Consider the following 26,551-nt stretch of genomic DNA (forward strand, 5'->3'; position numbering starts at 1 on the left):
AGCAAAAGATGCTGCTGGAAATACGCAAACGTGTACACAAACGGTAACAGTAAGCGATACCCAAAAACCAACAATTACCTGTCCGTCGAATGTTACGGCTGTAGCCGATGTTAATTCATGTGCTGCTACGGGAGTTGTTTTGGGAACACCAACAACAACGGACAATTGCACAGGAGCAATCACAGTTACCAATAATGCACCATCGAGCTTTCCAATTGGCGTTACAACAGTAACCTGGACAGCAAAAGATGCTTCGGGAAATACACAAACGTGTACACAAATGGTAAAAGTAGTAGGTCCAATTAAAGCAAATGATGATATTATATCTTCATTTAATGGATTTTCAGGAGGAGTTGCTGTTTCAAATGTTTTAAGTAATGATCTTTTAAACTGTAACGCTGCAATTACAAGCGATGTGAATCTTACTTTAGCAAGTACTTTACCTTCTGTTTTAACTTTTAATACGACTACTGGATCAGTAACAGTTAATCCAAAAACTCCTGCTGGTACTTATTTATTTGATTATACGATTTGTGAAAAATCAAATACAACTAATTGCAGTACAGCATCAGTTAAAATTACAGTTGTTGCTCCAGTTATCGACGCGGTAACTGAAACTACAGCTTCAATCAATGGAAATACTGGCGGAACAACAATTTCACTTGTAAATAATGATACTTTAAACGGAAATCCGGTTGTTATCGGAACCAATCCCGGTGAAGTTAAATTAACCGGAATCACCGTTCCAACAGGATTTGTATTAAATGCAGACGGAACAGTAACTGTTCCGGCAAATACTCCGGCAGGAAACTATAATGTGGAATACAGCATCTGCGAGATTACTAACCCAACAAACTGTGATTCTGTAATCTCGGTGGTTGTAGTTGGAAAACCAACCATTGATGCGGTAACCGAAACTATGGCTTCAATCAATGGAAATGCAGGCGGAACGACAGCAGAATCAGTAATTACAAATGATACTTTAAACGGAAATCCTATTGTAATCGGAACCAATCCAGGAGAAGTAAAACTAACCGGAATTACTGTTCCAACAGGATTAACCTTAAACGCAGACGGAACAGTAACGGTTGCAGCGAACACTGCTGCCGGAAACTATAACGTAGAATACAGCATCTGCGAGATCACCAACCCGACAAACTGTGATTCTGTAATTTCAGTGGTTGTGGTAGGAAAACCAGCCATCGACGCGGTAACTGAAACTACAGCTTCAATCAATGGAAATGCAGGCGGAACGACAGCAGAATCAGTAATTACAAATGATACTTTAAACGGAAACCCGGTTGTAATCGGCACAAATCCCGGAGAAGTAAAACTAACAAGTGTCACGGTTCCAACAGGATTGACATTAAACGCAAACGGAACAGTAACAGTTGCAGCCAATACCGCTGCCGGAAACTACAATGTGGAATACAGCATCTGCGAGATTACCAACCCAACAAACTGTGATTCTGTAATCTCGGTGGTTGTAGTTGGAAAACCAGCCATTGATGCGGTAACCGAAACTACGGCTTCAATCAATGGAAATGCAGGCGGAACGACAGCAGAATCAGTAATTACAAATGATACTTTAAACGGAAATCCTGTAGTTATCGGAACAAATCCCGGCGAAGTTAAATTAACCGGAATCACCGTTCCAACAGGATTAACCTTAAACGCAGACGGAACAGTAACAGTTGCAGCGAACACTGCTGCCGGAAACTATAACGTAGAATACAGCATCTGTGAGATTACCAACCCAACAAACTGTGATTCTGTAATTTCAGTGGTTGTGGTAGGAAAACCAACCATTGACGCGGTAACTGAAACTACGGCTTCAATCAACGGAAATGCAGGAGGAACAACAATTCCACTTGTAAATAATGATACTCTAAACGGAAACCCGGTTGTTATCGGAACCAACCCTGGAGAAGTAAAACTAACGGGAATCACCGTTCCAACAGGATTAACCTTAAACGCAGACGGAACAGTAACTGTTGCAGCCAATACCGCTGCCGGAAACTATAATGTTGAATATAGCATCTGCGAGATTACTAACCCAACAAACTGTGATTCTGTAATCTCGGTGGTTGTAGTTGGAAAACCAACCATTGATGCGGTAACCGAAACTATGGCTTCAATCAATGGAAATGCAGGCGGAACGACAGCAGAATCAGTAATTACAAATGATACTTTAAACGGAAATCCTATTGTAATCGGAACAAATCCAGGAGAAGTTAAATTAACCGGAATCACCGTTCCAACAGGATTAACCTTAAACTCAGACGGAACAGTAACGGTTGCAGCGAATACTCCGGAAAATGATTATGAAATAGAATATAGTATCTGTGAAATTACAAACCCAACTAATTGTGATGTTGTAAAAAGTATTGTTACTGTTACAGGCGGTGTATTAATCGCAAACCCTGATGCAGTAGCTTCTGTAGTTGCCACAAACCAGCCACAAACTGTGGTAAATGTTTTTGACAATGATACCAATAACGGCATCGCTGTTGTACCAAATGACCTAAACTTAACAATTGTAACAGCAGACCCAATTGGATTTTTAACTTTAAACCCTGACGGAACCGCAACCTTGGGAGCAAATGCACCTTCAGGAACTTACGAAATTGTTTACCAAATCTGTGAGAAATTAAACCCTTCAAATTGCAGTTCGGCTTCAGTAAAAGTAACAGTTGGCACACCAGTTATCAATGCAGTTGAAGAAACAACAACAGCTGTAGTTAATGGAGTTGTTGGCGGAACAACAGAATCGTTAATTGCCAATGATACCTTAAATGGAAACCCAGTTGTTATCGGAACAAATCCAGGAGAAATAAAACTTTCAGGAGTAACGCTTCCAACAGGATTTGTGTTGAATGCAGATGGAACCGTAACCGTGCCGACAAATACTCCGGCAGGAAATTATAATGTAGAATACAAAATTTGCGAGATCAATAACCCTACAAACTGTGACAGTGCAACTTCAATAATTGTTGTTACAGGTGGTGTATTAATCGCAAACCCTGATGCAGTAGCATCTGTAGTAGCCACAAACCAGCCTCAAACTGTGATAAATGTTTTTGATAATGATACCAATAACGGCATCGCTGTTGTACCAAATGACCTAAACTTAACAATAGTAACAGCAGATCCAACAGGATTTTTAACTTTAAACCCTGACGGAACCGTAACCTTGGGGGCAAACGCACCTTCAGGAATTTATGAAATCGTTTACCAAATCTGTGAGAAGCTAAATCCGGCAAATTGCAGTTCGGCTTCAGTAAAAGTAACAGTTGGCACACCAGTTATCAATGCCGTTGAAGAAACAACAACAGCTGTAGTTAATGGAGTTCTTGGTGGAACAACAGAATCGGTAATTGCCAATGATACCTTAAACGGAAACCCAGTTATTATCGGAACAAATCCTGGAGAAGTGAAACTTTCAGCAGTAACGCTTCCAACAGGATTTGTGTTGAATGCAAATGGAACCGTAACCGTGCCGACAAATACTCCAGCAGGAAATTATAATGTAGAATACAAAATTTGTGAGATCAATAACCCGACAAACTGTGATAGTGCGACTTCAATAATTGTGGTTACAGGCGATGGACTTCAGGCAAATCCTGATGTAATTCCTTCAGTTGTGGAATCAAAACTGCCTCAGGTTCTTGTGAATGTTTTTGAAAATGATACAAACAACGGAATTGCTGTAGTACCAAATGATCTAAACTTAACAATTGTAACGGCAGATCCAACAGGTTTCTTAACCGTAGGTGCTGATGGAATAGTAAATTTAGGAGCAAACGCACCTTCAGGAACTTATGAACTTACCTATCAAATCTGTGAGAAACTAGATCCAAAAAACTGCAGTCAGGCTGTTGTGCGTGTTAAAGTTAATGCAGTTATGCCAGTTACTCCTGCAACGTCAATTGTTGCTAATAATGATGGACAAGTTTTTGTAGACGGAATTAATGGGCAATTAGCTTTCATCAATATTTTAGATAATGACTTATTAAACGGTTTGCCTGTAAATGAATCAGATGTTGTGATTTCAAATACACCAAATCCTTATTTTGAATTTAATTCAGACGGAATGGTAAATGTATTGCCAAATACACCTGGAGGAAGTTATACATTAACATACCAAATCTGCGAAAAAGCAAATTCAACAAACTGTACTACAGCAATATTAAGTGTTTTTGTCGAAGTTCCGGCAATTGCAATTATTAAAACAGCAATTTTCAATGACGAAAATAAAGACGGATATGCAAATGCAGGAGAGACAATTACCTATAAATTTAAAATAACAAATACAGGGAATGTTCCTTTAATGAAAATTATAGTTTCGGATTTATTACCAGGAATTATACTTTCAGGAGATGCAATTGATTTAGGGGTAAACGAATCTGATGAAAATAATTTTACAGCTCTTTATAAGATAAACCAAAGTGATATCAATGGTGGAAGTGTAAGCAATCAGGCAATTGTGCAAGGAAAAAGCGCAGCAGGAGTTGTAGTTGAGGATAAATCGGATGATTCTAATAACATGGAAGATAAACCTACGGTTTTACCATTAAATGGTTGTCAGATAATAGTTCTTAATGGATTTTCTCCAAATGGAGATGGTAAAAATGAGAGATTCTATATTCAGGGCTTAGAATGTTATCCTGATAATACAGTTGAAATATACAACCGTTGGGGAGTTTTAGTTTTTGATGTCGATCATTACAATAATGAAGACAGAGCTTTCGTTGGATATTCTGCAGGACGAACAACCATGAAACAATCAGAAGGATTACCTGTTGGAACTTATTTCTATATTCTGAAATATAGAGACAGTGAGTCAAATCAACATGAAAAATCAGGTTACTTATATATCAATAAATAAAAAAATATGCGGCTTAGTTTAGCTAAGCCGTTTTAAAACTTATTAAATGAAAAAATTAATTTTAGTTTTTATGTTTTTTTCAGTTGTGTGTTCAGCGCAACAAGATGCACAATATACACAATACATGTACAATACCATAGAAATTAATCCAGCTTATGCAGGATCACGTGGCGTTTTAAGTGTTTTTGGTTTATATCGTACGCAATGGGTTGGTCTTGATGGCGCTCCGGAAACGAGTACTTTTTCTATAAACACACCATTAAATAATAAGAAATTAGGGTTGGGAGTTTCATTGGTAAATGATAAAATCGGGCCAACAAACGAAAATACATTGTCGGCTGATTTCTCTTATAGTATTCAAACTTCCGAATCGGCTAAACTTTCCTTTGGTATAAAAGGAACAGCAAATCTTTTTAATATTGATTTAAACAAATTAAGTTTTGAAGATCAGAATGATCCGCAATTTCAAGACTTAAAAAATAAGTTTACTCCAAATGTGGGCGCCGGTATTTATTGGCATTCTGATAAAGCATATTTAGGATTATCTGTTCCTAATTTTATTCAGACAAATCGCTATAATGATAATGATATTGCCATTTTTAAAGACAAAATTAACTACTATTTTATAGCGGGTTATGTGTTTAATTTAGATCGTTTAGAGTATATAAAATTCAAACCTGCCATATTAACAAAAATGGTAGAAGGAGCGCCTTTGCAGGTTGATGTTTCGGGCAATTTTATGTTTAATGATAAGTTTGTTGTAGGTCTTGCTTATCGCTGGAGCGCTTCAGTAAGTGCGTTGGCAGGTTTTCAGGTTACAAATGGTTTGTACATCGGGTATGGTTACGATCATGAAACTACTAATTTACGAAAATACAATTCAGGTTCACATGAAATTTTCCTGCGCTTTGACTTTTTAAATAATTATAATAGAATGACATCACCAAGATTCTTTTAAGCAATTTAAATATGAAGATTAAAAATTTACTTTATACCTTTTTGTTATTTAATTTTTTTCTTAATGCAAATGCTCAAAGTTTAAGCGTAAGGCAGGCAGATAAAAAGTATAATAATTATGCTTACGCTGATGCAATAAAATTATACGAAAATGCAATAAAAGAAGGCAGTACCGAAGAAAACGTATTTCAGAAACTGGGAAACTCGTATTACTTTACCGGTGATTTGAAACAAGCCTTAAAATGCTATCAGGAATTATTTGTAATTAATCGAAATCAGGAAGCAGAGTATTTGTATAGATATTCTCAATGCTTAAAATCGGCTGGGAATTATACTAAATCAGATGAAATTTTAAATATTTTTAGCGAAAAAGCGCCTTTGGACAAAAGAGGAATTTTGTTTAAGAAAAACCGAAATTATTTAGATGATATTAAAGCAAATTCAGGGCGATATGAAATTGCCGATGCCGGAATTAATTCTAAAGATTCTGATTACGGAAGTGCTCTTATAGATAATAAACTCGTTTTTACCTCTGCCAGAGATACGGGCGGAATCATAAAAAAGAACTTTAAATGGACAAATAAATCTATTTCTGCTTTATATTCTGTTGACTTAATGCCAGACGGAAGTATTAGCAATCCTGTATTTTTTCATAAAAAAGGTTTAAAAACAAGATTCAACGAATCGACACCCGTTTTTACAAAAGACGGAAAAACGATGTATTTTACCAAAAACAATTCTATAAAAGGTAAAAGAGGTCAAAGCGAAAATAAAGTAACATTGCTAAAGCTTTATAAAGCAATTTTAATTAATGATGAATGGAGCAACGTGCAGGAACTTCCTTTTAATAGCGATCAATACAGCGTTGCGCATCCTGCATTGAGTTTTGATGAAAAGATCTTGTATTTTGCATCAGATATGCCGGGAACTTTAGGTTTGTCTGATTTATTTAAAGTAAGCATCAATAATGATGGAACTTATGGGAAACCCGAAAATTTAGGCGCAGATATCAATACTGAAGGCAGAGAAACATTTCCATTTATATCAAACGATAACGAAATTTACTTTGCCAGTGATGGCCGTCCTGGTTTAGGCGGACTTGATGTTTTTGTTGCAAAAATAAACAATGATGGTTCATTTGAAGAAGTACAAAACCTTGGAGAACCAATAAATAGTAAACAAGATGATTTTGCATTTATAATTAATAGTAAAAACAGAAATGGTTTTTTCTCTTCAAACAGAGAAAATAGTCTTGGACTTGATGATGTTTACAGATTTACAGAAATTCGAAAACTAGTTTGTGAGCAGGATTTAATGGGAACTGTTACTGATGCAGAAACAAATCAAACACTTTCGAATGTAACATTGTCATTATTTAATGAAGCCTATCAATTTGTTGCAGAAGTAGTTTCAGATCAAAACGGAAATTATATTTTTCCAAATGTAAAATGCGGTAAAAAATATTTCATAAAAACATCCAAAACAGATTATGAAATTAAGGAAGTTCCAATAGCATTAAAAAGAATAAATGGAAAAACCACTTTGGCAATTGCTATCCAAAAGAAATTTACACCTTTGGTTGCAAAACAAGTAGTTGTTAAAACCACTAAAGTTAATCCTGTAATAATTAAATCTATTAAAGTAGGAACAGATCTGGCAAAATTATTACATATTCCGATGAACTTTTTTGATTTGGGTAAAGCGACGATTAAAAAAAGTTCAGAACCACAATTGCAGAAAATTGTTGATATCTTAAACCAGTATCCAACATTAAAATTAGACATTCGTTCTCATACAGACAGTAGGCAATCTGCAGAAAACAATATGATCCTTTCAGAAAAAAGAGCGCAATCTACCAAAAATTGGCTGATTCAAAAAGGAATCGACGGCAATCGATTAGCAGCAAAAGGATACGGAGAAACCAAATTGGTAAACCGTTGCGCCGATGGTGTAAAATGTACCGAGCAAGAACATCAGCAAAACAGACGAAGCGAATTTATTATTACTTATTTGTAAATAAATTTATCAATATAGGTCCTTTTCTAAATTTTTAGAAAAGGGCTTTTTTATTTGTAAAAACTAAGTTTGATCAAAAGTGGTGTGTTATTCGCAAAAAAACTTTGAAAATGATTCTATTCTTTGTTAGAAAATTCTTAAATTCAAAAATACGATGTATAATGTTTAAAATGAGATATTTATGGGTTAAAAAATGAGGCTGAATGATTTTTATGTTTATTTTTTTCTAACTTTATAGAACTAAATTTTTCAGATATGACTGTAGAACAAATATTAAACACAAAAGGGAGAAATGTGTATTCAGTACGTTCAACAACAACTGTTTTTGAAGCATTGAAAGTAATGGGCGAAAAAAATATCGGAGCTATTCTTGTCATAGACGGATCTGATTTAAAAGGTATTTTGTCTGAAAGGGATTATGCTCGAAAAATTGTTTTAAAGGACAAATCATCCAAAGAAACTTTTGTTCATGAAATTATGGAAAGCCATGTTTTTTCTGTCAAACTCTCCAATAATATTGAAGATTGCATGGAACTGATGAGTACAAAAAGAATCAGACATTTACCGGTTTTAGAAAATGAAATTGTAGTCGGAATAATTTCTATAAGCGACGTTGTTAAAGCAATTATAGAAATTCAAAAAGACACAATTAATCACTTGAATTCTTATATTTCACAATAAAATAAATAAAAAAGATACCTAGTAATTAAATAGTCCAACATAATTTGGGCTATTTTTTTATTACCTCAATTTTCTTTTTAACAAAAGAAAGCTATAAAAACACGCCATTTTAAGTGAAGACTTATATCTTTGTAAGCTAGAATAAAAGCAAAAAACAATGAACAAAGAGAGTAAAAGAAGAGAGGCGTTACTGTACCATTCAGAACCAACTCCAGGAAAAATTCAGGTAGTTCCAACAAAAAAATATGCAACACAAAGAGATTTATCTTTGGCTTATTCGCCAGGAGTTGCAGAGCCATGTTTAGATATTGCAGCAAACGTAGAAGACGTTTACAAATATACAGCAAAAGGAAACTTAGTTGCCGTTATCTCAAACGGTACAGCTGTTTTAGGATTAGGAAATATTGGTCCGGAAGCTTCTAAACCAGTAATGGAAGGGAAAGGGTTACTTTTTAAAATATTCTCTGATATTGACGTTTTTGATATTGAAGTAAATACAGAAAATGTTGAAGAATTTATTCAGACTGTAAAAAATATTGCCCCAACTTTTGGAGGGATTAATCTGGAAGATATTAAAGCGCCGGAATCTTTTGAAATAGAAAGAAGATTGGTAGAAGAATTGGATATTCCGGTAATGCACGATGATCAGCATGGTACGGCAATTATCTCTTCGGCAGCATTGATTAATGCGCTTGAATTGGCAGGAAAAAAAGCAGAAGATGTAAAAGTCGTAGTTTCAGGAGCAGGTTCGGCTGCGATTGCATGTACTGATTTATATGTTTTGTTAGGCGTAAAAGTCGAGAATATAATGATGTTTAATAGTAAAGGACTTTTAACAAAAGACAATCCTTCGTTATCAGAATTACAATTAAAATACGCGGTTGACGGTGCCAAAATTGAATTGGCAGAAGCCGTAAACGGAGCTGATGTTTTCATCGGATTATCTTCGGGAGATATCTTAACGCCGGCAATGTTATTAACAATGAAAGACAATCCGATTGTTTTTGCAATGGCAAATCCAAATCCGGAAATCGATTATAATTTAGCTGTAGAAACGCGTAAAGACGTGATTATGGCTACGGGACGTTCTGATTTTCCCAATCAGGTAAACAATGTTCTTGGTTTTCCTTATATTTTTAGAGGAGCGCTGGATGTAAGAGCTACAAAAATTAACGAAGCGATGAAAATGGCTGCTGTTAAGGCTTTGGCTATTTTGGCAAAAGAACCAGTTCCGGAGCAGGTTAACGTAGCTTACGGAGCAACAAAATTAGGTTTTGGTCAGGAATATATCATTCCAAAACCATTTGATCCAAGGTTGATTACTATCGTAGCGCCAGCTGTTGCAAGAGCTGCAATGGAATCAGGAGTTGCAAAAAATCCTATTACAGACTGGGCAGCTTATGAAGATGCACTTCGTGAGCGTATGGGTAACGATAATAAAATGGTGCGTTTAATGACAAACCGTGCAAAAATGGATCCAAAAAGAATTGTTTTTGCAGAGGCTGATCAGTTAAACGTTCTTAAAGCAGCGCAGATTGTTCATGAAGACGGAATTGGTTTTCCGATTTTATTAGGAGATAAAGAGATTATTTTAGGACTTAAAAAAGAGTTAGGTTTTGATGCTGATATTGAAATCATTGATCCTAAAACTACTGAAGAAGAGGCAAGAAGAAACAGATTTGCCACTTTATATTGGGAAACAAGAGAAAGAAGAGGAGTTTCGCTTCTTGATTCTCAAAAATTCATGCGCGAAAGAAACTATTTTGCAGCCATGATGGTAAACTCAGGCGAAGCAGATGCTTTGGTAACAGGTCATACAAGAAGTTATCCAAGTGTTGTAAAACCAATGTTGCAATTAATAGACAAAGCACACGGAGCGTCACTTGTCGCAACCGCAAACATGATGTTAACATCTCGCGGACCAATGTTTTTATCTGATACAGCAATAAATATAAATCCATCTTCTGAGGATTTAGTGAATATTGCTATTATGACAGCAAAAACAGCAAAAATGTTTGGTGTAGAACCAGTGATTGCAATGGTGTCATTTTCAAACTTTGGATCATCTACAAGTCCTGGAGCGTCAAAAGTAAGAGAAGCTGTAGCTTATTTACATAAAAATCATCCTGAAATGATTGTTGATGGAGAAATTCAGGCAGATTTTGCTTTGAATCCGGAAATGCTTCAGGAAAAATTTCCTTTCTCTAAATTAGCAGGTAAAAAAGTTAATACCTTAATTTTCCCTAACTTAGAATCGGCAAATATTACTTATAAGTTATTAAAAGAATTATATAAAGTAAATTCTATTGGCCCTATTATGATGGGTATGGGCAAACCTGTCCATATTTTTCAATTAGGTGCAAGCGTAGAAGAAATGGTTAACATGGCTGCAATCGCAGTAATTGATGCTCAGGAAAAAGAAAATAAAAAAAACAAACTTGCCAGAGAATAACTATATTTTAATTTAACAATAATTTTGTCGTATTTTTATTGCAATTATTGTTATATTTGGGGCTTTAAATTAAATTATGATAACACATTTGCAAGGGAAATTGGTGGAAAAGAATCCCACCGAAGTTGTGATAGATTGTGGAGGTGTAGGATATCACATAAATATATCTTTACATACCTTTTCACTACTTCCTAATGCTGATTTTATAAAATTGTATACGCATCTTCTAATCAAAGAAGATGCGCATACTTTATTCGGATTTGTCGAAAAATCAGAACGTGAGATATTTAGAATGCTGCTTTCGGTTTCAGGCATTGGTGCGAACATTGCCAGAACAATGTTATCATCTATAGAACCAAGACAAATTATAAACGCAATTGCCTCAGGAGATGTAGGTATAATCCAGTCTATTAAGGGAATTGGAAACAAAACAGCACAAAGAGTAATACTTGATTTAAAAGAAAAAGTGTTAAAATTGTACGATTTAGATGAAGTTTCGGTAGTTCAAAACAATACAAATCGAGATGAAGCGTTATCTGCTTTGGAAGTTTTAGGTTTTGTTCGAAAGACTTCTGAAAAAGTAGTAGAGAAGATCGTAAAAGAAGATCCTGAGGCTACTGTAGAAACCATCATTAAAAAGGCGTTAAAAAGCTTATAAACTCATTAAGTTAAACTAATTCTATGCGTAAAATTTGTATTTTTTTACTTGTTTTGTTTTGCGGGAATGTTTTGCGTGCGCAAGTAAATCAAACAGTTCAAGATACAACTAAAACTCAATTTTCTACAGGTAAAGTAGAACTCGCAGATCCTCCAAGTATTCTTTCGGCATATAGATACGATCCAATTACAGATCGATATATTTATACAAATTCTGTAGATGGTTTCTCTATAAATTACCCTATTATTCTAACACCAAAAGAATACGAAGATTTAGTTCTAAAAGAATCAAGAAGAGATTATTTTAGAAAAAAATCCGATGCTATTGATGGTAAAAAGACTGGAAGTGAGGCGGCTAAGAAAGATTTGCTGCCAAGATATTATATCAATTCAAGTCTTTTCGAAAGTATCTTCGGTAGTAATACAATTGATGTAAAACCTACAGGATCTGTAGAAATGGACTTGGGTGTTCGTTATACCAAGCAGGATAATCCTTCATTTTCTCCAAGAAACAGATCAAGTCTTACTTTTGATTTTGATCAGCGTATCAGTATGAGTTTAATGGGTAAAGTAGGTACCAGATTAGAAGTAAATGCTAATTATGATACACAATCTACATTTGCCTTTCAAAACTTATTCAAATTAGCTTACACGCCTTCTGAAGATGATATTATTCAAAAAGTAGAAGTTGGTAATGTTAGCATGCCATTAAACAGCTCCCTGATTCGTGGGGCTCAGAGCTTATTTGGTGTGAAAACGCAATTGCAATTTGGAAAGACGACAGTTACAGGAGTTTTCTCAGAACAAAAATCACAAACAAAAAGTATAGTTGCAGAAGGTGGAGGAACGGTTCAAAATTTTGATCTTTATGCATTAGACTATGATAACGATCGACATTTCTTCCTTTCGCAGTACTTTAGAAACAAGTACGATGCCTCATTAAGGAACTATCCTTTTATAGATAGCCGTGTTCAAATTACCAGATTAGAAGTTTGGGTTACCAATAAACAAAACAGGGTAAGCACAACGAATAATAACTTAAGAAATGTTATTGCACTTCAGGATTTAGGAGAAGGGCAATTAACCGGTATTCCTGATAATGAAATTGTTGTTACAAATCCAACAGCAGGATTTTTTAACAATCCAATAGATTCGCCAACAGATAACAATAACAACAAATATGACCCTGAACTTATTGGGCAGGCAGGTTCATTCTTAAATTCAAACATTAGAGAAATTGTAACAGCAAAATCAGGTTTCAATAATGCGAATGTAAGTGAAGGAACAGATTATTCCGTTTTAGAAAATGCCCGAAAGCTGACTACAAACGAATATACTTTTAATGCGCAATTAGGATATATTTCATTGCAACAGCGTTTGGCTAATGATGAAATTCTTGCGGTAGCCTTTGAGTATACAGTTGGAGGCCAGGTGTATCAAGTTGGAGAATTTGGTAGTGATGGTGTTGATGCAACTGTGGTTACAGGAAACAACACCTCTAATCAGGCCGTTATTACACAGAGTTTGATTTTAAAAATGCTGAAAAGTAGTTTGACCAACGTTCAGAATCCGGTTTGGAACCTGATGATGAAAAACGTGTATCAAATTCCACAAGCCTATCAAATAAAACAAGACGATTTCAGGTTGAATATTCTTTATACAGATCCATCTCCTATAAATTATATATCACCAGTTGCGGGAACTAACTTTCCTTCAAATCCAACTGGAGATAACAAAGTAGACCAGACACCATTATTAAATGTGTTTAATCTTGACCGATTAAATTATAATAATGATCCGCAAACAGGAGGTGATGGTTTCTTTGATTATATTCCGGGAATAACAGTAGATGTTCAAAATGGCCGAATTGTTTTTACCACCAAAGAACCATTTGGGGAACTGATATTTAAAAAACTACAAAATACAGGTTCAGGTGAAAACTATAATGATCCAAGTACATATAATGCGAATCAGCAGAAATATGTGTTTAGAAATATGTATAGAAACACACAATCCGGAGCTTTACAGGACAGTGATAAAAATAAGTTTTTATTGAGAGGAAAATATAAATCTTCAGGAAGTAATGGTATTCCTATTGGTGCATTCAATGTTCCTCAGGGTTCTGTTGTAGTTACGGCTGCAGGAAGAGTTCTTGTTGAAGGCATTGATTATAGTGTCGATTATCAATTAGGAAGAGTTCAGATTCTTGATCCTTCACTTCAGGCGTCAAATACACCAATTGAAGTTTCTTTAGAAAACAATTCAATCTTTGGACAACAAACCAGAAGATTTATGGGATTCAATATTGAACATAAAATTTCGGAAAATTTTGTTGTTGGAGGAACTTACCTAAAAATGACAGAAAGACCATTTACTCAAAAATCAAGTTATGGTCAGGAATCCGTAAATAATACCATTTTTGGTTTTAATGGGAATTTTTCAACCGAAGTTCCTTTCTTTACAAGATTAGTAAATAAACTTCCAAATATAGATACAGATGTTCCTTCTAATCTTTCTGTTCGGGGAGAAATTGCATTTTTAAAACCAGATGCTCCAAAAGCGAGTGATTTTGAAGGAGAAGCCACTATTTATATAGATGATTTTGAAGGGTCACAATCTACTATTGATATGCGTTCGGCTTATGCGTGGAGTTTAGCTTCTACGCCATTTTTAAATTCAATAAACGATAATACTTTTAATGCCAGTTCAAGTACATTAGATTATGGTTTTAAAAGAGCAAAATTATCATGGTATACGATTGATCCAGTGTTTTATTCCTCAAAACCATCTGGTATTTCAAATGATGATTTATCATTAAATACAACAAGAAGAATATACAGTAGAGAATTATATCCAAACACAGATATTGCTCAAGGCCAGATACAAGTAATAAACACATTGGATTTAAGTTATTATCCTTCTGAAAGAGGACCATATAACAATAACCCAACTTTTAGTTCAGATCCGGCAACTTCTAATTTTGGTGGAATTATGCGTTCTTTAAACTCAACTAATTTTGAGCAGGGAAATGTTGAATACATACAGTTTTGGGTACTGGATCCTTATGTTGGAAATGGTGAAGCACAAACAAATAACACCGGTAAAATCTATTTCAACTTAGGTGAAGTTTCTGAAGATGTATTAAAAGACGGAAGAAAACAGTATGAAAACGGATTAGGCCCAGGTCAGGTTTTAGTAAACCCTCAGCCAATTTGGGGAGATGTTCCGGCATCTCAATCCTTAATTTATGCGTTTGATACAAATGCCGATAATCGTAAAAATCAAGACGTAGGTCTGGATGGTTTACCAAATTCTAAAGAAGGATCTGTGTACACGAATTATGCAGGAGAAGCTGACCCTGCGGCAGATGATTATACCTATTATTTAAATACCGAAGGAGGAGTTCTGGATCGTTATAAAAAATATAATGGAGTAGAAGGGAACTCTCCTGTTAGTATAGATGATCCAAATCGTGGTTCTACAACATTGCCGGATGTTGAGGATATTAACCGTGATAATACAATGAACACTATTAATGCTTATTATGAATATAGTATTGATTTAAAACCAGGAATGCAGGTTGGACAAAACTACATCACCGATATTCGTGAAGTAAGTAATATTGAGCTGCCAAATGGAGCTACAACAAATGCAAGATGGATTCAGTTTAAAATTCCTGTCGCTCAGCCTCAAAATACAATCGGAAACATTACAGATTTTAGATCTATTCGATTTATGCGTATGTTCATGACAGGTTTTAATGATCAGATGACAGTTCGTTTTGGAGCTTTAGATTTAGTTAGAGGAGAGTGGAGAAGATATACAAGTACTCTTGACGCAAACGATACAAATCAGGATGATGACGGTACAGACTTTGATGTTTTAGCAGTAAACGTTCAGGAAAACGGTACAAAATGTCCGGTAAATTATGTAATCCCACCAGGAGTACAAAGAGAACAATTATACAATAACAATACAGTTATCAATCAAAACGAACAATCATTAGCATTACGAGTTTCAGGTTCAGGTTTACAATACCAAGATTCAAGAGCAGTTTTTAAAAATGTAAGTGTTGATATGCGTCAGTACAAAAAACTAAAAATGTTTTTACACGCTGAATCATTGCCAAACGAAAATACATTATTAGATGATGAAATGGTTGGTTTTATTCGTTTTGGAAATGACTTTACTCAAAACTTTTACCAAGTCGAAATTCCTTTAAAAGTAACAAGAACCGGAGGATCATGTTCAATAGGCGCAGATCAGGTTTGGCTGGAAGAAAATGATATTGATCTTGCACTTGAATTATTGACCAGAATGAAAATTAAGGCAATGAGTGTCGATATTAATTCTGATAAGAGAGATATAAATGGAATCTATTACCCAGATGATGATGCAACAATTGACGGAGGAGATGGAGATGGTGCGTTGCGATTAGGGATAAAAGGAAATCCTAACTTTGGTTTGGTTCGAAATTTAATGGTTGGTGTAAAAAGTAGGGCAGATCATAAAGATATTAAAGGAGAAGTTTGGTTTAATGAACTTCGTATGTCTGATTTGGATAACAAAGGCGGTATGGCTGCGATATTAAATATCGATACCAATATGGCTGATTTTGCGACTATTTCGGCAACGGGTAAAAAGAGTACTATTGGTTTTGGATCATTAGAACAAGGTGCCAACGAGAGAGATCGTGAAGATATTCAACAATATAACATTGTAACTAATTTAAATTTAGGAAAACTGCTTCCTCCAAAATGGGGAATTAATTTACCTTTTAATTACGCAATCGGAGAAGAGGTTATTACGCCAGAATACGATCCTTTTAATCAGGATATTAAGTTAGATCAATTGTTAAGAGAAACAACCGATCAGGCAGAAAAAGATAATATCAGAACACGTGCTGTAGATTATACCAAAAGAAAAAGTATCAACTTTATTGGAGTAAGAAAAGACAGGGCTCCAGAACAAAAACAGCATATTTATGATGTTGAGAATTTAACGTTTTCACAATCTTACAATCAGGTGGAACGCCATGATTATGAAGTAGAAGATTACGAAGATGAACAGTCAAATACGGCAATAAACTATGCTTATACTTTTCAGCCTAAAGAAGTAGTACCTTTTAAACAAACCAAATTCATGAAGAAAAGTGAGTATTGGAAAATTTTAAGTGACTTCAATTTTAATTATTTGCCTTCTAATATTACTTTTAATACTAATATTTTAAGACAAAGCAATCGCCAGCAATATAGAGAAGTTGAAGTTGAGGGAATTGGTCTTGATCCGCTTTACAGAAGAAATTTCGCGTTTAATTATCAATACGGTTTTGGTTACAACCTAACAAAATCATTAAAATTAAATTATACGGCAGCGTCTAATAATATCGTTAGGAATTTTTTAAATGATGATAATACGCCAAAAGAAGATTTTAATATTTGGGATGACTATTGGGATATCGGAACACCAAATCAACACATGCAGCAATTGGTCTTGAATTATGATATTCCGATTAATAAAATTCCAATATTTAGTTTTGTAAAAGCTAGTTATTCTTATACAGCAGACTATAATTGGCAGCGTTCTTCAACAGCTTTTTCTGAATACACTGATGATAATGGTAATGTATTTGATTTGGGTAATACTATCCAGAATGCGAATTCAAATACTTTAACAACAACATTAAATATGAATACGTTGTATAAGTATTTAGGTTTGACTCCAGGAGGTAAAAAAACGGCAAAACCTAAAACTGCAGCACCACCAAAACCGGGAGAAAAAATTGTGAATACGGCAAAACCTGTTACAAGCAGCAGCCCTTTTTATGATGGCTTAATTGGTATTTTGACAAGTGTAAAAAACATTCAGATCAATTACACTAAAAATAGTGGTACTGTTTTACCAGGATACACACCAAGTGTTGGTTTCTTAGGGACTTCAAAACCATCTTTAGGATTCGTTTTTGGAAGTCAGGATGATGTGCGATATGAAGCTGCCAAAAACGGATGGTTAACCACTTATGATGAGTTTAATCAAAACTTTACACAAGTAACAAGCAAACTATTAAAAGTAACAACTAATATAGATTTGTTGCCAGACTTAAAAATCGATTTAACGATGGATCGTTCTTATTCTGAAAATTCATCAGAACAATATAGCGTGGTAGATGGAAATTATACACCTCTGTCTCCATATACGTACGGAATGTTTTCGATTTCGACTGTTATGATAGGAACAGCTTTTTCTACAAGTAATGAAACCCAATCTGCTGCATTTGATGATTTTAGAAGTAATCGTTTAATCATAGCAAATCGTTTGGCAGAGGATCATTATGGGGCAGGAAATGCAATACCTAGATATGATGTTAATGATATTCCGGCGGCACCAACAGATCCGGCAGCAGAAGATCCGTATAAAAAACAGAGAGAGATTTATGAATCTAATCAAGGATATCCTATAGGCTACGGAAAAAGTAATCAGGCTGTATTATTACCGGCTTTCCTTGCTGCGTACACAGGAGGTGATGCTGAAAAGACATCGACAGGCATTTTTAGAAATTTCCCAATTCCAAACTGGAGTATAAAATACAACGGTTTAATGAGATACAAATTTTTTAAAGATAAATTCAAACGTTTCTCATTGCAGCACAATTATAGAGCTTCGTATACGATAAACCAGTTTAGGTCTAATTTTGATTATGATAAAGCAATAGCAGATCCTGTACTCAATCCGATTCAAGATGTAAATACAAACTTCTTTAATAAAACGATTATGTCAAACGTCAACTTGGTAGAGCAGTTTAGTCCGCTTATCCGAGTAGATTTTGAGTTAAAAAGTTCTTTACGATTGTTAACTGAAATTAAAAAAGACAGAGCTTTATCGATGAGTTTTGATAATAATTTATTGACGGAAGTAAAAGGAATTGAATATGTAGTGGGATTAGGATATCGTTTTAAAGATGTAATTTTCTCTTCAAGACTTGCAGATAATCCAACCGGGATCATTAAAAGTGACATCAATATAAAAGCTGATTTTTCTTTTAGAAATAATGAAACTTTGGTTCGATATTTAGATTACGACAACAATCAGTTGGCAGCGGGTCAAAATATTTGGTCTTTAAAGCTTACTGCTGATTATTCGTTTAGTAAAAACTTAACCGCAATATTCTATTATGATCATTCATTTTCGAAAGCGGTAATTTCAACATCGTTTCCGTTAACGAACATTCGTTCAGGCTTTACGCTTCGATATAATTTCGGAAATTAATTTTAAGTTTCTAAAGGGGATTTCATTAGAAGATTATTACATTTGTGCCTAAATTATTAAATTATCAATTTTCAAACATACTATTATGAGCATACCAGCAAATTTAAAGTACACAAAAGATCACGAATGGGTTAGCATCGAAGGAGATGTAGCAACAGTAGGAATTACTCATTTTGCTCAAAAAGAATTAGGAGATATCGTGTATGTTGAAGTAGAGACTTTAGACCAGACACTTGATAAAGACGAGGTTTTTGGAACTGTTGAAGCTGTAAAAACAGTTTCGGATTTGTTTTTGCCTTTAACAGGAGAAATTATTGCTTTTAACGATAGTTTAGAAAGTGCTCCGGAAACTGTAAATTCTGATCCTTATGGAGCTGGATGGATGATTAAAATAAAAATTGCTGATGCGTCAGAAATAGATACTTTATTATCTGACGAAGCTTATAAACAACTTATCGGTGCCTAAACAGCTATTGCTTCTTTGGGCAATTATTTGTTCAGGAATTATCACTTATTTTTGTTTGACAGATTCAAGTAATCTTCCTGCAGTAGCAAATATTCCAAATATTGACAAAATTGTACATTTTTGTTTTCATTTTGGATTTACAATTTCCTGGATTTTATTCTTTAAAAAAGAATTAAAAGGGAAAGCTCCTGATGATTATAAAGCTTATTTGATTTCGTTCATATTTTCGGTTTTTTTCGGAATTACAATCGAAATTTTGCAAAGTGTTTTTACAACAACAAGAGCGGCAGATGTTAGAGATATTTTAGCAAATACGATTGGAGCTACAATAGGTCTTTTTACAGCCATAGCTTTAAAAAAGCAAATCGATAGAATATAAAAATAAAGACCCACTTCGGTGGGTTTTTTTTATTGCAAAAAAGGCAAGATTCAAAAAGAGGTTTTTTTTCTGAATTTTAAATGTATTTTTGTCGAAATTCCACATGTATCTAAAAATCATGAATGTTAAGCAATATTTAGATTCAACATACTTAAAAACTGCCTCTCAAGCCGGACTTTCGGAAGCAGAAAATCTTATCGTGGTTAAAAAAGCAATTTCTGAAGCCATTAACGAAAATTTTAAACTGATCATGATTCGTCCGGAATATGTAAGTTTGGCAAAAGAAATGATTCTAGAAGCAAATTCGGCTTTACTTGTGGGGACAGTTATCGATTTTCCGGAAGGTAAATCAGATATCGAAACCAAAATTAAAGAATCAAACTCGGCAATTGAAAATGGAGCAGACGATTTAGACTTTGTATGTAATTATGAAGCTTTTAAAAACGGAAATCTATCATTAGTAAAAGAGGAAGTTTTATTATGTACACAAATTGGATTAGCACACAATAAAACAGTAAAATGGATTATTGAAGTCGCTGCTTTGACAGATAAAGAAATTATTCAGCTTTCGGCTTTGATAAAAAATATTGTTATATCAAATTTCAAAGAAGAAAATTATGCTTCTGTTTTTGTAAAATCTTCCACCGGTTTTTTTAAAACTGAAAATGATTTGCCAAACGGAGCGACAATTCCAACGGTAATTATGATGCTAGAAAATGCTTCACCGTTGCCGATAAAAGCAGCCGGAGGTGTTCGAACATATAATGAAGCAATAGAAATGATTCGTTTAGGAGTTAAGCGAATTGGAACTTCGGCAGCAAAAACAATTGTAGACGGAGGAAATACCCCAAATCAATATTAAATGAAAATTAAATTTTACACCGTTAAGAATTTTTTATCTTTTATTCTTATCCTGTCTTCCTTAGTTGCCCTTTCTCAGGAAAGGAATAATAGTTCTGTTAAGCCTGGTTTTGCAACAGAGCAATTTCCTGTTTTTCCCAATTGTGAAAATTTGCAATCAAAAAAATTAGAAAATTGTTTTTATAAAGAAGTTCAGGATTTTGTTTATCATAATTTTCAAATTCCTGAAAATTTAAAACAAACAAATTATCAGGGAGAAGTAAAAGTGCTTTTTGAAGTAGATGTTAACGGTGAATTTAAAGTGATTTATGTTAATGCAGAAAATGAAGCTTTATCAGAAGAAGCTAAACGTGTTTTTGGTACATTTCCGAAAATTAAACCTTCATCATATAGCGGAAAGCCAACATATTCTAAATATACAATTTCGATTGCCATTCCTTTAAAAAGTGCCGATCAAATTGAAGCAGAAGCTTTGGCTGCAGCCGAAATTGAAAAACCACTAGAAAAACCAATGACTGAGTTGGATAGTATTGTGTATAAAAAATATAATAATCCTGAATTTGAAAGTCATTTAAATATTCCGTTTTCACATAGTTATTATGCGCAGTTTGATGGCGCAATGAATCAGGTTGGAAGTAACAACCATACTGCTTCAAAGCCTTATACTTATGCTGAGGTTTCAAAATATTATAATTTAAAAGCCGTAAATGAATCACTTCAAAAAAATGTTTCGACCTGGTTGGGAAGAAAGTTTTGGAATCAAAATTTAGTTCAGATTCAGGGTGAAGATTATTGGATAGCACTAAATCCTATTCTTGATTTGCAAATGGGTAAAGCTTCAGATCTTGATGCTTCTTATACTTTTGTAAATACACGTGCTTTAAATTTTAGAGGAGGTTTAGGAAAACAAATTAATTTTACAACAACTGTTTTTGAAAGCCAGGGCCGATTTGCAGGTTATTATAATGATTATGCAGAAAGCTTAAAGCCTTCAGGAGGGAATCCTGCTATTATTCCAGGAATGGGCATTGGGAAAAGATTTAAAAGTGATGCTTACGATTTTCCTTTAGCAGAAGCTAATATTACTTTTGCGCCAAGTAAAATTTTTGATTTTCAGTTAGGTTATGGAAGAAATTTTATTGGAGACGGATATCGTTCGTTGCTTGAAAGTGATGGAGCGAGCCCTTATCCGTATTTTAAAATCAATACCACTTTCTGGAAAATAAAATACACCAATACTTATATGTGGCTTAAAGATGTGCGCCCAGATGTTACTGTAGAAAAAACCTATGCGTCTAAGTATATGGCGAATCATTATTTAAGCTGGAACGTTTCAAATAAACTGAATTTTGGTTTCTTTGAATCAGTAGTTTGGACAGATACAAATAATAGAGGGTTTGATGTAAATTTTGTAAACCCTATCATATTTTATCGTTCTGTTGAGTTTGCATCTTCTTCAAGAAGTGGAAATGCGCTTTTAGGTATGACTGCTAAATACAAATGGAATAATGATGTTAATTTTTACGCTCAGTTTTTATTAGATGAATTTTCAGTTTCTGATATGGGAGCGGGAGAGCAAAGTTGGAAAAATAAATTCGGATATCAGCTTGGGGCTAAATATTTTAATGCTTTTAAAGTTAAAGATTTATTGTTACAGCTTGAGTATAATCATGTGCGTCCTTACGTTTACGAGCATAGCGCTGTTATTACAAACTATGGTCATAATAACCAAAGTATCGGGCATCAATGGGGAGGTAATTTTGAAGAATTAGTAGCAATTGGTCGTTATCATAAAGGACGTATTTTTGGAGATGCTAAATTTACAATGGGAACACGAGGCTTAGATTTTGATACTGCACAGGACAGCTTTAATTATGGAGGGAATATTTATAAGAGTTATGATGAGAAACGTCCATATGATACTGGAGTAAAAGTAGGACAAGGTAATAAAACAAGTGTTTTTATTGCTGACATTCAAGGAGGATACTTAATAAATCCGATGACTAATTTAAAATTATTTGGAAGTTTTATTTACAGAAACTTTGATCCAACGCAAGAAACAGCAACTACTTTTAAACAAAGTACAACATGGTTTACTATCGGATTACGTTCTGATGTCTTTAATTGGTATTTTGATTACTAGCATTTAATAAGATTTTTCGAAATAATAGTGTTAAAAATGTACAAGTCCTTATTTTGTAAAGGTTTTTATTGAAAAAATCTAATTTTATAGTTCAGGATTCTACAATCTAATTTGTACATTTGCACCACTCAAAAAATATACAAACAATCAAGGTTTGAACGCTACAAAAAATACAATTTCATTAAAATCGATATTTCTGGATTTCAAAGAGATCACTAAAGCTGGTTTAGCTATTAGTGTTTTGTTTTCTTCAATTGCGGGATATTTATTAGGGGTAAATGAGGAACACCCTTTTCAATGGAGTGTTTTGCTGGTTTTGTCTATTGGAGGATATTGCATGGTTGGAGCTTCAAATGCTTTTAATCAGGTAATAGAAAAAGATATCGATTCTTTGATGGATCGCACAAAAAATCGTCCGGTTCCTTCAGGACGTATGTCTCCAACAATGGCTTTGATTGTAGCAAGTTTGCTTACCGTTATTGGTATTGCTTTGCTTTACACCATTAATGCAAAGTCGGCAATGTTTGCAGCAATTTCAATATTTTTATATACAAGTATTTATACACCTTTAAAAACAGTAACTTCGTTATCGGTTTTTATGGGTGCATTTCCGGGTGCAATTCCGTTTATGTTGGGATGGGTTGCAGCTACAGGAGATTTTGGAATAGAAGCTGGGACTTTGTTTTTAATTCAGTTTTTTTGGCAATTCCCTCATTTCTGGTCAATTGGCTGGTTTTTATATGAAGATTATGAAAAGGCAGGAATCTTTATGCTTCCAACAGGTAAAAAAGATAAAGGGACCGCATTGCAAATTATGTTATACACCGTTTGGTTAATAATAGCGTCATTGTTGCCGGTTTTAGGGTATACAGGACAATTGTTTATAACGCCAATTGCGGCAGTTTTGGTTTTTTTATTGGGATTGTGGATGTTATTTTATGCAATACGATTGTATCAATTGCGAACAGCAAAAGCTGCGAGAACATTAATGTTGGTAAGTGTTTCGTATATTTCGTTGCTGCAAATTGTGTTTATAGTAGATAAATTTTTAAGATAGTTATGGAAATGACAATGACAACAAGCGAAGAACAGGTACAAAAATCAAAATCGGCAAAACTGATTTTGTTATTTGCAATGGTAAGTATGACCATGATGTTCGCTGGACTTACAAGTGCATTTGTAGTAAGTAAATCAAGAGCAGATTGGTTGAAGAATTTTGAATTACCAATCGCATTTTATTATAGCACAGCTGTAATTTTGGGTTGTAGTGTTACTTTTTATTTGGCAAAAAAAGCGATTCAGAAAGATAACAGAAGCGCAACAACAGCTTTTCTTTTAGGGACATTAGCGTTAGGGATTTTATTTGTGGTTTTGCAATTTGCAGGTTTTGGACAAATTGTGGAAAGCGGATATTATTTTACAGGAGAAGGTAGCTCAATTACTACAACTTTTCTTTATGTAGTAACGGTGACGCACTTATTGCACTTGGCTGGAGGATTAATTTCACTTTTAATTATAATTTATAATCATTTTAAACAAAAATACAATTCGACTCAAACTCTTGGTATAGAACTAGGTGCGATGTATTGGCACTTTTTGGATTTATTATGGGTATATTTATTTTTATTTTTATATTTCTTTAAATAAGAAAAAAACGTAAATTTGGGAACTTTTTAACGAATATCTTTTATGGAAGCGACAGTTACAACTGCAAACAACGACGAAAAAACTTGGGGAGGCGGAGATATCCAGCCATTAGGAGCAAGTTATGGTAAAATGATGATGTGGTTTTTTATCGTATCAGATGCCCTTACATTCTCTGGATTCCTTGCTGCTTATGGTTTTTCTAGATTCAAATTTATCGAAACCTGGCCTTTGGCTGATGAAGTGTTTACTCACTTCCCATTTATGCATGGCGTTTCGGCTCCTATGTATTATGTAGCCTTAATGACTTTTATTTTGATTTTCTCATCTGTAACAATGGTTTTGGCTGTTGATGCAGGTCATCACTTGAAAAAGACAAAAGTTGCTGTATATATGTTCTTAACCATTATTGGAGGTTTAATTTTCGTTGGTTCTCAAGCATGGGAATGGAAAAACTTCATTAAAGGAGAATATGGTGCGGTTGAAACTGCAGGTGGAAGTTTATTGCAATTCGTCGATAAAGATGGTAAAAGAGTAGCTCTTGAGGAGTTTGCTGTAAAATTACCGGAGCAAAGAGAAGCTTTAACAAGAAGCAAAGAAAAATGGTTTATGGAAGATGCTGAAACGCAGCCAACATATTCTGTAGCTGAAATTCAGGCTGGTTTTAAAGCACATCCTGATCTGTTGATAAGAACTGAAACGCTTACCGCAGCAAAGAAAAAAACAGTTTTAACAAGAGCAGAATCTGAGTCTCGTTTAAATACTGCAAAATACGTTGTAGAAGGTGCAAACTTAACTAGAAACGAATACGGAAGTAAATTGTTTGCTGATTTCTTCTTCTTCATTACAGGATTTCACGGATTCCACGTATTTTCTGGGGTTATTATTAATATCATTATTTTCTTTAATGTTTTATTAGGTACTTACGAGAAAAGAAGAAGCTACGAAATGGTAGAGAAAGTTGGTTTATACTGGCACTTTGTCGATTTAGTTTGGGTATTTGTATTTACAGTTTTCTACTTAGTTTAATTTTAGATTTTATCATTATGTCACACGAGCACGTATCAAATACAAAAAGAATCTGGTTTGTTTTCGGACTATTATCAGTAGTAACTACAGTAGAAGTTATCCTTGGTATTTTAAAACCAGCATCATTAGAATTTAATCATTTTATTGGTTTGAATTTGTTAAACTGGATTTTCTATATCCTGACAATATTCAAAGCATATTATATAGTATGGGCATTTATGCACATGGAAGGTGAAAAAAGCAGCCTTAGATGGTCTGTTGTTTCTCCAGTTATATTCCTAGTTTTATATTTATTGTTTATTCTGTTGACAGAAGGACATTATATTTATGGGGTTTTTAAAGATTCTACTATTAAATGGAATTTTTAACATGATATTAATTCGAAAAGAGTCCCGATAACATCGGGATTTTTTTATTTTTGTATCTCAATAACTTCCATTAATACAATGAAAAAAAATATAGTTCTCTTTGTACTTTTTGTTCTGCCAATTGTTGCCTATTTGTTTTTTGCTTCCGGGGTTAATAGTTTTTCTAAACTGCCTACAATAACTCCAAAGATTGCAGATTTTGGTGATTGGAAATCTTTAAATGGAAAAAAAGTCTCACTTGATAAAAAGATAACGGTTTTAGGTTTTTCAGGTTCAGAAATTTTAAATAATCGTGGTAACTATTTCAATTTAAATGAAAAAATATACAAACGTTACAATGGTTTTGAAGATCTTCAGTTTGTAATACTTTGCCCTGTCGGAACAGAAGAACAAGCCCAAAAAGTGTTAGATGCATTAAAACCTTTTACAGATGTAAAAGGCTGGAGTTTTGTTTTTGCTTCTCCGGAAGAAATCAAAACATTCTACAATCAGTTACATTTAAAAGGAAAGCTGGATGCTAATTTAGGGACTTCAAATGTTTATATAGTTGATAAAGAAAGAAACTTAAGAGGCAGAAAAGGAGCAAATAAAGAGAATAAAGACAGTACGGAAGAGTATAAGGAAGGATATGATACTTTTCATCCATCTGAATTAAGTAATGAAATGCTTGATGATTTTAAAATCATTTTATACGAATATCGTGCTGCTCTAAAAAAGAATCATAATGCCACTAAACAACTTTAA

16 protein-coding genes are annotated in these 26,551 nt (G+C 34.1%); all 16 read left to right on the forward strand.

From position 1 onward, the window contains the following. Nucleotides 1–4,888, forward strand: a 4,888-nt coding sequence (locus AC4FQ3_RS12325; RefSeq protein ID WP_491182041.1) for a T9SS type B sorting domain-containing protein, incomplete at its 5' end; no start/stop codon positions are given. Between the two features lie 46 nt (nt 4,889–4,934). Next, on the forward strand, nt 4,935–5,846 hold the full coding sequence (locus AC4FQ3_RS12330; protein ID WP_491182042.1) for a PorP/SprF family type IX secretion system membrane protein: 912 nt from the start codon (nt 4,935–4,937) through the stop codon (nt 5,844–5,846). An 11-nt stretch (nt 5,847–5,857) separates the two neighbouring features. Beyond that, nucleotides 5,858–7,861 carry an OmpA family protein gene (locus AC4FQ3_RS12335; protein WP_491182043.1) on the forward strand — a complete coding sequence of 668 codons (2,004 nt, stop codon included), beginning with the start codon at nt 5,858–5,860 and terminating at the stop codon, nt 7,859–7,861. A 255-nt stretch (nt 7,862–8,116) separates the two neighbouring features. Continuing rightward, nucleotides 8,117–8,542, forward strand: a complete 426-nt coding sequence (locus AC4FQ3_RS12340) for a CBS domain-containing protein (RefSeq protein ID WP_042565642.1) — start codon at nt 8,117–8,119, stop codon at nt 8,540–8,542. A 157-nt stretch (nt 8,543–8,699) separates the two neighbouring features. Continuing rightward, complete coding sequence (locus AC4FQ3_RS12345) at nt 8,700–10,994, forward strand: NADP-dependent malic enzyme (protein ID WP_073396800.1); 2,295 nt, start codon at nt 8,700–8,702, stop codon at nt 10,992–10,994. A gap of 76 nt (nt 10,995–11,070) precedes the next feature. Beyond that, complete coding sequence (gene ruvA / locus AC4FQ3_RS12350) at nt 11,071–11,652, forward strand: Holliday junction branch migration protein RuvA (RefSeq protein WP_042565644.1); 582 nt, start codon at nt 11,071–11,073, stop codon at nt 11,650–11,652. 23 nt (nt 11,653–11,675) lie between these two features. Then, nucleotides 11,676–18,917, forward strand: coding sequence for a T9SS outer membrane translocon Sov/SprA (gene sov / locus AC4FQ3_RS12355; protein WP_491182044.1), 7,242 nt, complete (start codon nt 11,676–11,678; stop codon nt 18,915–18,917). Between the two features lie 85 nt (nt 18,918–19,002). Continuing rightward, complete coding sequence (gene gcvH / locus AC4FQ3_RS12360; protein ID WP_042565646.1) at nt 19,003–19,383, forward strand: glycine cleavage system protein GcvH; 381 nt, start codon at nt 19,003–19,005, stop codon at nt 19,381–19,383. Beyond that, nucleotides 19,376–19,762, forward strand: a complete 387-nt coding sequence (locus tag AC4FQ3_RS12365) for a VanZ family protein (protein ID WP_042565647.1) — start codon at nt 19,376–19,378, stop codon at nt 19,760–19,762. Before gcvH ends, AC4FQ3_RS12365 begins: the two co-directional genes overlap by 8 nt. 118 nt (nt 19,763–19,880) lie before the next feature. Then, the gene (deoC, locus tag AC4FQ3_RS12370; RefSeq protein WP_491182045.1) at nt 19,881–20,624 is read left to right on the forward strand and encodes a deoxyribose-phosphate aldolase; all 744 of its coding nucleotides are present in this window, start codon (nt 19,881–19,883) and stop codon (nt 20,622–20,624) included. Then, entirely contained in the window at nt 20,625–22,766 is a 2,142-nt protein-coding gene (locus AC4FQ3_RS12375) for a gliding motility protein RemB (RefSeq protein WP_491182046.1), read from the forward strand. Nucleotides 22,767–22,920: 154 nt separating this feature from the next. After that, on the forward strand, nt 22,921–23,823 hold the full coding sequence (gene cyoE / locus AC4FQ3_RS12380; protein WP_491182047.1) for a heme o synthase: 903 nt from the start codon (nt 22,921–22,923) through the stop codon (nt 23,821–23,823). Between the two features lie 2 nt (nt 23,824–23,825). Next, complete coding sequence (locus AC4FQ3_RS12385; protein ID WP_042565650.1) at nt 23,826–24,413, forward strand: cytochrome c oxidase subunit 3; 588 nt, start codon at nt 23,826–23,828, stop codon at nt 24,411–24,413. A gap of 42 nt (nt 24,414–24,455) precedes the next feature. Beyond that, nucleotides 24,456–25,439: a cytochrome c oxidase subunit 3 gene (locus AC4FQ3_RS12390; RefSeq protein ID WP_042565651.1), complete on the forward strand. Its 984-nt coding sequence runs from the start codon at nt 24,456–24,458 to the stop codon at nt 25,437–25,439. A gap of 17 nt (nt 25,440–25,456) precedes the next feature. Beyond that, entirely contained in the window at nt 25,457–25,807 is a 351-nt protein-coding gene (locus AC4FQ3_RS12395; protein ID WP_042565652.1) for a cytochrome C oxidase subunit IV family protein, read from the forward strand. 78 nt (nt 25,808–25,885) lie between these two features. Continuing rightward, a complete protein-coding gene (locus AC4FQ3_RS12400) occupies nt 25,886–26,551 on the forward strand; it encodes a hypothetical protein (RefSeq protein WP_491182048.1) in 666 nt (221 codons plus the stop codon).

This window comes from Flavobacterium sp. AK-345, assembly GCF_058310175.1.